The sequence below is a fragment of the Burkholderia sp. E168m23 genome (genome assembly GCF_016586125.1).
GTDB classification, from domain to species: domain Bacteria; phylum Pseudomonadota; class Gammaproteobacteria; order Burkholderiales; family Burkholderiaceae; genus Burkholderia; species Burkholderia orbicola.
Window position 1 is genome coordinate 1 of record NZ_BCPP01000101.1, and the last position, 11,881, is coordinate 11,881.

Below are 11,881 nucleotides of genomic sequence, written 5' to 3' on the forward strand. Positions count from 1 at the left end.
TTCTCGATTCCATTCAGGCTGACGCTCGCGGGGCTGACCGAGTTCGCGTTGAAGCCGGCCTGGGCGGTCAACTATCTGACCCACGAGCGGTTCCGTTTGCCGCAGCTCGACCGGCACGTCGACATGGGCGGCGGCGCAATGTCGATCAGCCGCTACTTCACGGACATGCTCGACCCGTCGATGTCATGGGACGACGTCGCCGCGATGGTGCGCGAGTGGAACGGGCAGTTTTGCCTGAAAGGCGTGATGTCGGTCGACGACGCCCGCAGGGCGGCGGACATCGGTTGCACCGGCATCGTGTTGTCGAACCACGGCGGGCGGCAGCTGGACGGTTCGCGCGCCGCGTTCGACCAGCTTGCCGAGGTGGTCGACGCGGTGGGCGACCGGATCGACGTGATGATGGATGGCGGCGTGCAGCGCGGTTCGCACGTACTGAAGGCGCTGGCGCTGGGGGCGAAGGCCGTCGGGCTGGGGCGTTATTACCTGTTCCCGCTCGCCGCCGCCGGGCAGCCCGGCGTCGAGCGCGCGTTGCAACTGATGCGCACGGAAATCGAACGCGACATGCGGCTGATGGGCTGCGCATCCGTCGCGCAGCTCGGGCGAAACCAGCTGCGTTTTCGCTGACGGCGCGTTTCGGCGCCATCCGGGCCTGCGTGCCGGCGCCGGCATCGCGCGCTCAGAAGCGGTCCGCGCGATACGGTGCCGGGTCGGTGAACGGCGCCTCGCCGGTCATCATCTCGGCCAGCAGGCGGCCGCTGACCGGGCCGAGCGTCAGCCCGTGATGGTTGTGCCCGAACGCGAACCACAGCCCGCGATGCGCGGGCGCGGGGCCGATCACCGGGCGCATGTCGGGCGTGCACGGCCGGAAGCCGAGCCACGGATGCGGATCGAGCCGCTCGCCGAAACCGAACACCGGCCGCGCGACGCGTTCGGCGCGTTCGAGCTGCACGCCCGTTGGCGGAAGCCCGCGCCGCGCGATCTCGACGCCGGTCGTCAGCCGCAGCCCGCGCCGCATCGGCGCGATTACATAACCGTATTCGCGATCGACGATCGGCGCCGACGGCACGCCGCGCGCGGACGGCGCGTAGTGCATGTGGTAGCCGCGCTTCTCGCGCAACGGGATCTTGTAGCCGAACTTGCCGAACACCGTGTCGGACCACGGACCGAGCGCGACGACGACGGCCGGCGCGGCCGCCGGGCCGTCGTCGGTCCTCACCTGCCAGCCGGGCGACAGCGCGTCGAGGCTCGCGGCGTCGCCGGTCAGCAGCGTGCCGCCGCCCTGCACGAACAGGTGCGCATACGCTTTGACGAGCGCGGCCGGGTCGACGACGCTTTTCGGGTCGAGCCAGTGCAGCGCGCCGCAGAAGCCCGGTGCGAGGCTCGGTTCGTGCGCGCGCAGCGCGGCCGCATCGAGCGGCGTGATGCCGAGCCCGTGGCGGCGCGCGGTGAGGCCGGCCTCGGCCACGCCGCGTTCGAATGCGGCCGGCGTGCGGAACGCTTCCAGCCAGCCACTGGCGCGGACCAGTTCGCCGGCGCCGGCCCGCGCGATCAGCGCATCGTGTTCGACGATGCAGCGTTCGATCAGCGGCAGCATGTCGCGCGAGGCCGCCGCATGACGCGGCGGCGCCGATTCCCACCAGAACCGTGCGAGCCACGGCGCGAACGCGGGCAGCGACGCGCTGTGCCAGTAGAGATCGGTGGAGCGGTTCAGCGCATAGCGCATCAGCGTGAACGGGCTGCGCGGGAACGGATACGGTTCGACCGACGAGCGCTCGATCAGCCCGGCATTGCCGAAGCTCGTGCCTTCGCCGGGCGCGCCGCGATCGACGAGGGCGACCTTGCGGCCGCGATCCTGCAGGTGCAGCGCGGCGGAGACGCCGACGATGCCGGCGCCGAGAACGATGACGTCGAAATCCATCGATGGTGAGTGACGGTTGGCGGGGCGCTTGCCCGCGGTGCGGCGCGCGCCCGGTTGGAGAATGTTCGAGCTGCAAGCATACTCGCGGCGGCGCGCGGCACCAAGGGGCGCGTCGCTAACGGAGCATGTCGCCCCACGCGGCCGAGAACTGCCGCGCGGCGTCGAAGCACACCGCGTCGCCACCGGGCCCACCGATCAATTGCACGCCGACCGGCAGCTCGCCCGATGCGAAGCACGGCGCGCTGACGACCGGCAGCCCCGCGAACGAGATCGGTTGCGTCAGCAGGCCGAGCGTCTTCGCGGGTTCGAGCGCGACGCCATTGATATCGACAGTCGCGTCGGTGAAGCGCGGCGCCGCACAAGGCGTCGCGGCCGCGAGCAGCAGGTCGTGGCGCGCGAACAGCGCCGCGATGCGCGTACGCCAGGCGGCACGGTCGGCAAGCGCGTGCCGATACGCGGAGTCGGACGTCGCGAGGCCGGCAGCGAGGCGCGACCGCAGGTGTTCGGAGACGAGCGCCGCCGGCGCGTCGACCAAGCCGTGATGGGCGCGCGCGAGCTCCACGTTCGAGATCACGAGCGCCGCTTCGCGCACGTGCGCGACTTCGTCGCTGGCGACGGCTACTGTTTCGCCCGCCCGCAGACGGGCCGCTGCACGCCGGACAGCGCGTTGCGCATCCGCATCGGCATGTGTTTCGAAATCGCCGGTCAGCACGGCGACGCGAAGCGGGGCGGCCGGATCGCGCGGCCGTTGCGCGCGCGGTGCATGCGTTTCGCGCAGCGTGTCATACAGCACCGCAAGATCGTCGACATCGTTCGCGAACCCGCCGACGGTATCGAGCGAGTCGGCATACGGCAGGCAGCCGGCCCGCGACAGCCGTCCGTCGCCGGGCCGGAACCCCCATACGCCGCACAGCGCCGCCGGTGCGCGGACCGAGCCGTTGGTATCGCTGCCGAGCGCGAGCGGCACGTAGCCGGCGGCGACCGCGGCGGCCGAGCCGCTCGACGAGCCGCCTGTCATGCGTGTCGGGTCGGCCGGGAGGCGCACCGCGCCGTAGTGCGGATTTACGCCGGTGGCGCCGCACGCGAGTTCATCCATCTGCGTCGCCCCTATGGGGATCGCGCCGGCCGCGCACATTCGCGCAACGATCGTCGCATCGGCGACGGCGGGCGGCAATGCCGCGCGCGCTGGCGATCCGGCAACCGTCGTATAACCCGCCACGTCGATGTTCCACTTCACGAGGAACGGCACGCCGGCCAGCGGGCCCGGGTCGCGTCCGGCCCGCACGAGGCGGTCGATGCGCAGCGCATCGCGCCGTGCTCGCTCGTCGAAGGTGGCTGCGCACGCGTTGATCGCGCTGTCGCGGGCGGCGATGTCGGCGAGCACGGCTTGCACGAGCGACATCGCGCTCACCTGCCCGGCGCGCACCGTCGCCGCCAACGCCAGCGCGCTGCGCATCGATGGCGCCGCGCTCACGTGCGCACCATGAGCCGGCGCGGAATCGACAGGATCAGCGCAGCGGCGGCGAACAGTGTGAAGGCGAGCAGCGCGACACCGAGCTCGGTGCTGCCCGTCAATCCGGTTGCATAGCCCATCAGCGTCGGGCCGACGAAACCCGCGACGGCCGCGCCGATGTTGACGAGCCCGGCGCCGCCCGCGGCCGCTTCTCCCGCGAGAATTCGCGACGGCAGGCTCCAGAACATCGCGAGCGTGCTCATGATGCCGGCCACGCCGACGGTCAGGCACGCGACCGCGAGCACGGGATGCGTGCGCATGCCGAGGCTCGCGAGCAGCGCGATGCCGCCGATCGCGACAGGCAGCGCCGTATGCCAGCGGCGCTCGCCGGTCCGCACCGAATGCTGCGCGTTCGCGACCATCGCGACCGACGCGACCAGATACGGGATCGCGCTGACCAGGCCGATTTGGAGGTTGCTCGACGACCCGAGCGCCTTGATCATCGTCGGCATCCAGAACACGAGCCCGTAGTTGCCGATGTTGTAGAGGAACGACGTCGCGAACAGCAGCCACAGGGTCGGCTCGCGCAATGCGGCGCCGAGGCGGGTGCGCTTGCCGGCCGCTTCCTGCGCCATCTCCGCGTGAATCATCCGCTTTTCCGTATCGGTCAGCCAGGTTGCATCGTCGATCCGCTCCGTGACACGGGCGAGCAGGTACACCCCCAGCACGATGGCCGGCAGACCTTCGATCAGGAACATCCACTGCCAGCCGCGCAGCCCGAAGCCGCCGTGCGTGGCGTCCATGATCCAGCCGGACAGCGGGCCGCCGACGATCACGCCGAGCGGCATCGCGAGAAACAGAAACGCCATGACCTTCGCGAGCCGGTGCGACGGAAACCACACGCTGAAGTACGCGATCACGGCCGGAAAGAAGCTCGCTTCGGTCACGCCGAGCAGGAAGCGCAGCGCGTAGAAGCTCGCGGTGTCGCGGGTCGTGAGCGTGGCGACCGACACGATGCCCCACGTCAGCATCGAGCCGGCGAGACAGCGCTTCACGCCGATCCGCCGCACGAGCCAGCCGGCCGGCACCTGCAGCAGCAGGTAGCCGACGAAGAACAGGCCCGCACCCACGCCGTATGCAGCGTCCGTGAGGTGCAGGTCCGTCACCATCTGCAGCTTCGCAAAGCCGACGTTGACGCGGTCGAGATAGCCGAAGAAATAGCAGACCAGGATCAGCGGAATGATGCGCCGGCTCAGGCGTGCATACAGTGCATCGAGGCCGGGGGCGGCGGCTTGCGCGTGCGTGGGCGGGTCGGCTTGCATGCCGCGCGGCGTGGCGGCGCCGTTGGGATTCGTCATGGTGACTCCGTGCAGGTGGCCTTCGGGGCGGCTGCCGCGACCGCGCGAGCGCGCGCCGCCGATCGGCCGGTTCTAGATGTCGCGGCGCAGCGCCCGGCCGGGACGCGTGCCGGTGTGCCGGCCATGTTCGAGCACGGCCTGCCCGTTGACGAACACGTGCTCGATGCCTTCGGGGCGCAGCGTCGGGCTCGCGAACGTCGCACGGTCGATCACGCGGACGGGGTCGAACACGACGAGATCGGCGTAATGACCGACCGCGAGCCGCCCGCGTTCGGCGATGCCGAACTGCTCGGCGGTGAGCCCCGTCATTTTGCGCACCGCGGTTTCGAGCGGGAACAGGCCGCGCTCGCGGGAGAATTCTCCGAGCACGCGCGGGAACGTGCCCCACAGCCGCGGGTGCGGGCGCATGTCGTTGGGCAGGCCGTCGGAGCCGACCATCGTCAGTTCGTGACGAACGATGCGCTCGACATCCGCTTCGTCCATCACGAAGTAGATCGCACCGGCGGGGCGCAGCGCGTCGATCGCGGCGTCGACCGAATCGCCGAACAGCGGCAGCAGTTCATGGAAGTCGCGGCCCGCGAGTTCGGGATGCGGCTTCGACCACGCGAGGATCACGCGGGACGACTGATGGATGCGATCCGCGCGCAGCATCGTCGACGTGGCCGGATACGGATGGCAGTCGAGACACAGCGGTTGACGCGTGCGTTGCGCGTCGATATGCGCGAGCGTTTCGACCGAGCGGCCGTGATTGGCCTTGCCGGCCACCTTGTGATGCGACAGCACGACGCGCACGTCGAGCGCGCGGCCGATCGAGAACGCTTCGTCGAGCGACGCGATGATCGCGTCGGTTTCGTCGCGCAGGTGCGTCGCGAACACGCCGCCCGTCTCGCGCAACGGTGCGCACACGTCGATCAGTTCGTCCGTCGTCGCGGCTGCCGCGGGTGGGTAGAAGGTGCCCGACGAGACGCCGAACGCACCGGCCGCCATCGCTTCGCGCACGTCGGCCGCCATCGCCGCGATTTCAGCCGCGTTGGCCGCGCGATCGAGATCGGCCATGTGCCGCACGCGCAGCGTCGAGTGGCCGATCAGGGCCGCCGTATTGACGGCGGCGGGCGTGGCGTCGAGCGCGTCGAGATAGGCGCGAAAGGACGGGAAGCGGAACGCCTGCCACGCGCCCAGCAGGTCGAGCGGCTGCGGCACGTCCCTTTCGGCGAGCAGCGGCGCGAGGCTGATGCCGCAGTTGCCGGCGATCACCGTCGTGACGCCTTGCGCGACCTTCGGCTCGACGTCGGGATCGGTCAGCACGAACGCGTCGTCGTGCGTGTGGCTGTCGATGAAGCCCGGCGCGACGACGAGGCCGCTCGCATCGACCGTATGCGCGGCCGTCGCACCGCCCAGGTCGCCGATCGCCGCGATGCGCGTGCCGGTCACGCCGAGATCGGCTTCGAAGCGTGCGGCCCCGGTGCCGTCGATCAACTCGCCGCGACGCAGGATCACGTCGAAATGCATGGTGGTTCCTCCTGAATCCGTCCGGATTCGGGGCGTTACCCGTTTCCGTCGTTCATGTTCGCCCCCATCGTCCCCAGCCATTTTTCGGGTGTCCAATGCCGTTCGGCTCGCGATTCATGCGAAACCGGCATCAATGCGGCGCGCCGCCGTGCCGCCCCGCGGCGTCACGCGAACGACGCCTTCACCAGCGCCTGGAGGTCGCCCGCGAAGCTGGACATCGAAATGCCGCGATGCCGAACGATGCCGACCGTGCGCTCGATCGTCGGGCTCGCGATCGGCACCGCGCGCACCGCCGGCGAGCCGTACGCACGCAGTGCGCTCTCGGGCAGGATCGCGCAGCCGACCCCGGCCGCCACCAGCGCCGCGACGCACGAGATGTGCTCGACTTCGTAGAACCAGCGGGCTCGCACCGCTTCCTGGCCCATCAGCATTTCGAGCAGCAGGCGGTTGCCGCTGTCGCGACCGCCGATGATCAGCTTCGCCTGGCGCAACTCCCCGAGCGTGACGGCGTCCGCGCGCGCCAGCGGATCGTCGTTGTGCGCCGCGAGCACGTAACGGTCGGTGAAGAGCGGTTCGAACAGGAGATCGTCGTCGTCACCGGGATGCAGGCTCACGCCGAATTCGGCGATGCCCGCGCGCACCTGCGACAGCACGAAGTCGTGATTGCCGTCGAGGATCTGCACGGCGACGTGCGGATACTTTGCGGCGTAGCGACGCAGTACGTCGGGAAGCGCCTGCGCGACGATCGTCGGGATCGACGCGAGCCGCACCTTGCCGTAACGTTTTTGCGCGATGTCCTGGATCGACGACAGCATCATGCCGAGCTGCGCGATCTGCTCGCGCGCCATCGGCAGGAACTGGCGGCCGACACCCGTCAACGTCACGCTTCGCGTGGTGCGCTGGAACAACTCGACGCCGAGCGTCTGCTCGAGTTTCTGGATGCGGCGCGACAGCCCCGGCTGGGTCAGGTTCAGTTTTTCCGCCGCGCGATGGAACGTGCCGAGTTCCGCGACGGCGACGAATGCTTCGAGTTCCGAGTTTTCGATTTTCATGACGCTCCGTTGTGCAGGCTGGATCCGGCATTCCGACGTATGGCCGCGGGACGAGCGGACATTCTCGTCGATATCGATTCATTGTCCACCGCGTGGCCCGTACGGCCGTGGAGCGTACACGCATGGCGGATCGAGCCGTTTGACGCCCGCGAGATGCTTGAATGCGTGACTGGCGGATGGATGAAGTTTGCCGTGAGCCGGGGTTCAATCCGCAGATCAATGTGCCGACGCCGACACCGGACCGCCGTGGGTTGCCGCAGCACCGGTTCGGCATGCTTTCCGGCAGGATTCGCGGGTGTATCCCACTGGTTTGGGATACGAATTTTTACCTAAGATGGAAGGAATCGTGCGCGTGATACGGTGCCTGCACGCGCATGGCAGGCAGGAGGCGGGGCCGGGAACGACTGCGGCAGATGTTTCCATCATGGATGCAAGTGTGTGCGCGGCGGCTGCGAGTCTTGCGGTCGCATCGACGCCAGCGTGTGCGGCGGCATTCGCCGCGCGAAAGGCGTCCGGCCAGTGGGGCCGAGTCGCCACGTTCCGCCATGCGTTTGCCGCAATCGTTTGCGTTCTGAGCGCCGTACCGGTCGTCGCCGGCGCGCCTGCCGTGATGGACGAGACCGCGGTCGATGCGGTGCAAGTTGCCACCACCGCCACGCCGGCCAGCCCGACAGGTTCCGCCTTTTCGTCACACGACACGGCCGTGCGTCAGGTGGTGCTCGGCATCATCAGCTTCACGCGCTGGCCGACCACGCCCGTGCGCCTGCATCTGTGCGTGACCGGCAGGCCCGACTATGCGGGCGGCCTGACCGACACGCTGCAGGCCGGCTCGACGGTGCTCGACGTGCAACGCGTGCGCTCCGACGATCCGTCGCTCGGCATCGCGTGCGACGTCGTCTATCTGGGCGCCTTGAGCAACGACGCGCGCGCGCGGGTGAGAGCCGCGTTGGCCGGCCATCCGGTGCTGACGATCGCGGAACACGATCCGTCTTGCACGGCGGGCGGCATGTTCTGTCTCGACGTCGACGGCGACCGCGTGTCGTTCGACATCAATCTCGACGCCGTCGCACGCAGCGGCGTGCGCGTGCATCCGAACGTTCTCAATCTCGCACGACGGCCGGTGACGCCATGACACGCGCCGTGCCTCCCATTCGCGCTTCGCGCCCGCCGCGCCCGACGCTGCAAAGCGTGCTGCGGCGCGCGCACCTGCGCCTCGCGTTCGTCGCGGTGACGATGGCCGCCGTGTCGTTGATCGTCGTCGCCGTGATCGCGTTGCGCGCGTATGCCGGCAACAACCTGAACCTGCTGGCGCGCTCGCTCGGTTATACGGTCGAGGCGGCGCTCGTGTTCGGCGATCGCGTCGCGGCGAACGAGGCGATCGGGATGATCGCCGGCGACGAGGACGTCGCGCAGGTGGTCGTCACCGACAGCAAGGGACAACTGTTCGCCACGTGGCAGTTGCCGGCCGGAAACGGCCTCGCGCGGCTCGAGCGCGCGGTGGCCGACGTGGCGCTGCCGGGGCCGGTGACCGTCCCGGTGATGCACGACGGCATCATCGTCGGCCACGTCGTCGTGCGCGGCCGCGGCCACCAGTTCTTCGGCTTCCTGCTCGGCGGCGTCGGCGGCATTCTCGGCTGCCTGGCCGTCAGCGTGTTCGGCGCGTACGTCAGTTCGAAACGCCTGCTGCGCGACATCGTTTCGCCGCTGCGCGCGCTGGCCGGCGTCGCGCACGCGGTGCGGCGCGAGCGCGCGTTCGCGCGGCGCGTCGAGCCGGCGGCGATCGCGGAACTGAACCAGCTCGGCGACGACTTCAACGCGCTGCTCGACGAATTCGAAGACTGGCAGAACACGCTGCGCGACGAGAACGCGTCGCTCGAGCACAAGGCGACGCACGATGCGCTCACGGGGTTGCCCAACCGCGTGCAGTTCGAGTCGCGCCTCGCGCTTGCGCTTTGCGATGCCACGTTGACGGGGCAGCGGGTCGCCGTCCTCTATCTCGACTGCGACCGCTTCAAGGAGATCAACGATGGTTTCGGTCACGACGCCGGGGACGCGGTGTTGATCGACATCGCATCGCGGCTGCGCACGCGGGTGCGAGAGACCGATCTCGTCGCGCGCCTGGGCGGCGACGAATTCGCGGTGATGCTGGCGGCGGTGCCTGAAGCGGGCAGCGTGTGCCGGATCGCCGACGAGATTTTGTCCGGCATGGCACCGTCGATCGAGCTGTCCGACGGCCGCGTGGTGGCCACCATGATGAGTGCCGGCGTTGCGCTGTATCCCGATCACGCGTTGGACGCGAGCGGCTTGCTGCGCGCGGCGGATATCGCGATGTACCGCGCCAAGCGTGCGCGGCCGGGATCGTGGCAGTTGGCGGAGAGCGTTGCAGGGCCGGTTTGAGCTCGATCGACTCGCGCCGCGGGCGAGGCCGCGGCGGCGGTTAAAAGAAGCGCCTGCAGGGCGGGCGCGATGGAAGGGGAGGCAAAATGAACCACTCGTTTCCTGTGAGCACGGGGCGGACGTGCGTCGGGAGCGCGCTGCTGCTGTGCATGCTGCTGGTGGGCTGCCAGACGCCGCCGCCGCTTCATCGGGGGCTGACGCAGACGCAGGTGACGGCGCTGAAGTCGGCCGGGTTCCAGGAGACTGGACAGGGATTCGAATTCGGGTCGACCGGGCCGATCCTGTTCGATTTCGACCGGTACAACCTCAAGCCGGATGTGCGCCGGATCGTGGAACGGATCGGGCGGACCTTGCGGTCGGCGGGGATCAACGGAGTGCGCGTGTACGGGTACTCGGATGACGAGGGGACGGCTGCTTACGACGCCGAGTTGTCCAGGCGGCGAGCGGAAGTCGTTGCGGTCGAGCTGGTTGACGTCGGGCTGGATGCGAAGCGGATTGCGATCGTCGGAAAAGGGAAGCTCGACCCGGTCGGGGATAACAGGACGCCGGCAGGGCGGGCGCAGAATCGGCGGGCGGCGATCGTGGTTTCGCCGCGATGAGGGTGGTGCGCCGGGATGGCGATTGCACGCTTGCCGACGAGGAGGTCGTCTCTAGTATGTTCGTTCAAACACTGACCCGGGAAGGCCCTAGCGCGGTCAGTCTCAGCTGTTTCCCGCCATTGTCACGCGGATACTCCAGCATCCGTTGATCGCCGCCGTGTCCCGCGCCGTGCGGCCTGTCGAGACATGCGGGGTGACACGGTTTCCATTGCCGACCGTCGTGCTGCCTGGCCGTGGGCGACCGCGGTCTCGCGTCCGGCTGCCGGTCCGTTTTTCCGATTTTAAGGGTCGGAAAGCAAACGTTTGCCGGAGACTTTCAAGCGGTCGGGTTTTACCCTACATTATCGTGGCTGCGGACCGGCGAGCCGGCCGATGGAACCTGAGATCACACGCAAGGAACAAGAATGAGTTTCGCTCCGAATGGGGGTATTCCCAGTGGATTGGGTGGTGGTGCGTTCGGCTCGTTGAGTGCGCTCGGCGGCCTCGCCGGCCCGGTGGCGTCGAGTGTGGCCGGCAGCCTCGGGCCGCTCGCGGGGCTGGCCGGGCACGTCGACACCGTCCAGCGCGCGCTGCAGCTCGCACAGACCGGTTTCTCGCTGATGGAGAAGACGCCCGGCGCCATCGCCGACGCGATCAACGGCGCCGCCAACCCCGCGCGCCTGACCCAGCTCAATCGTTACGTCACGCTCGATACGCCGCTCGGCCCGGATGTGCTGCTGGTCAGCGCGGCCGTCGTCGACGAGCACGTGAACCGCTTGCCGGAAATCCATCTCGACCTGCTGTCGCATCGCCACGACCTGCGCCCGGAGGACCTGATCGGCCAGCAGGTCAAGATCCGCTTCGACCAGCAGGCGCGCCTGTCGACGCTCGAACGCGTCGTGGCGGCGGGCGGCGGCGACAACGACCGCTACTTCGACGGCTACGTCGCGTCGTTCGATCGCGCCGGCAACCCCGGCAACGTCACGCAATACCACCTGACGGCCGTGCCGTGGTTCTGGTTCCTGACGCGCTCGACCGACTGCCGGATCTTCCAGAACAAGACCGCGCAGGACATCCTCACCGAGATCTTCCAGGAACACGGGTTTTCCGATTTCACGTTCGACATCCGGACCAGCCAGAAGCCGCTCGAGTACGTCGTGATGTACCAGGAGAGCTACTACAACTTCTGCGCGCGGCTGATGGAGCAGGAAGGGCTCATCTGGACGCACCGCTACGAGAAGGACAAGCACTTTCTCGTGATCGGCGACACGAACCTGCTGTTCCGCCCGATCGACGGGCTCGCCACCGTGCCGTTCGCCGCGACCGAGGCCAGCGAAGACAGCGGCATCGACCAGTTGCACGAAGGCCGGCGCTTCGGCGTCGGCAAGGTCACGTTCCGCGACTTCAATCACCAGAATCCGTCGTCGCCGCTGATGCTGGTGGAGGCCGGCCCGCAAAACCTCAAGCATGCGCGGCTCGACGCGACCGAGCGGTTCGAGCACCAGTCGCTGTACGACCACGGCGACGACGGCAACCGCTACGCCCGTTTCGCGATGGAGGCCGAGGAGGCGCAAGCCCATCGCTATACCGGCGGCGGCTACGCGTGGCGCATGACC

General features: G+C 68.9%; 10 protein-coding genes. 5 read left to right on the top strand and 5 right to left on the bottom strand.

The features are described 5' to 3' along the window. Positions 1-624, top strand: a 624-nt coding sequence (locus JMF90_RS08100) for an alpha-hydroxy acid oxidase (RefSeq protein ID WP_201325029.1), incomplete at its 5' end; no start/stop codon positions are given. A 52-nt stretch (positions 625-676) separates the two neighbouring features. Here JMF90_RS08100 and JMF90_RS08105 read toward each other — a convergent pair. The 5 genes from JMF90_RS08105 to JMF90_RS08125 form a co-directional block, all read right to left on the bottom strand. Further along, complete coding sequence (locus JMF90_RS08105; protein WP_011547140.1) at positions 677-1,918, bottom strand: FAD-binding oxidoreductase; 1,242 nt, start codon at positions 1,916-1,918, stop codon at positions 677-679. 115 nt (positions 1,919-2,033) lie between these two features. Next, entirely contained in the window at positions 2,034-3,374 is a 1,341-nt protein-coding gene (locus JMF90_RS08110) for an amidase family protein (RefSeq protein WP_011694817.1), read from the bottom strand. Between the two features lie 14 nt (positions 3,375-3,388). Next, positions 3,389-4,729, bottom strand: coding sequence for an MFS transporter (locus JMF90_RS08115; protein WP_011694816.1), 1,341 nt, complete (start codon positions 4,727-4,729; stop codon positions 3,389-3,391). A 72-nt stretch (positions 4,730-4,801) separates the two neighbouring features. Further along, positions 4,802-6,238: an amidohydrolase family protein gene (locus JMF90_RS08120; RefSeq protein WP_011694815.1), complete on the bottom strand. Its 1,437-nt coding sequence runs from the start codon at positions 6,236-6,238 to the stop codon at positions 4,802-4,804. Between the two features lie 164 nt (positions 6,239-6,402). Further along, positions 6,403-7,290: a LysR family transcriptional regulator gene (locus JMF90_RS08125; RefSeq protein WP_011547144.1), complete on the bottom strand. Its 888-nt coding sequence runs from the start codon at positions 7,288-7,290 to the stop codon at positions 6,403-6,405. Between the two features lie 424 nt (positions 7,291-7,714). Here JMF90_RS08125 and JMF90_RS08130 point away from each other — a divergent pair, with 424 nt between their 5' ends. The 4 genes from JMF90_RS08130 to JMF90_RS08145 all read left to right on the top strand — a co-directional run. Next, a complete protein-coding gene (locus tag JMF90_RS08130) occupies positions 7,715-8,422 on the top strand; it encodes a YfiR family protein (RefSeq protein WP_041489359.1) in 708 nt (235 codons plus the stop codon). Beyond that, positions 8,419-9,687, top strand: a complete 1,269-nt coding sequence (locus JMF90_RS08135) for a diguanylate cyclase domain-containing protein (RefSeq protein ID WP_011547146.1) — start codon at positions 8,419-8,421, stop codon at positions 9,685-9,687. Before JMF90_RS08130 ends, JMF90_RS08135 begins: the two co-directional genes overlap by 4 nt. 86 nt (positions 9,688-9,773) lie before the next feature. After that, complete coding sequence (locus JMF90_RS08140; RefSeq protein WP_011547147.1) at positions 9,774-10,286, top strand: OmpA family protein; 513 nt, start codon at positions 9,774-9,776, stop codon at positions 10,284-10,286. 404 nt (positions 10,287-10,690) lie between these two features. After that, positions 10,691-11,881: type VI secretion system Vgr family protein (locus JMF90_RS08145; protein WP_201325030.1), on the top strand; the 1,191-nt coding region annotated here is incomplete at its 3' end.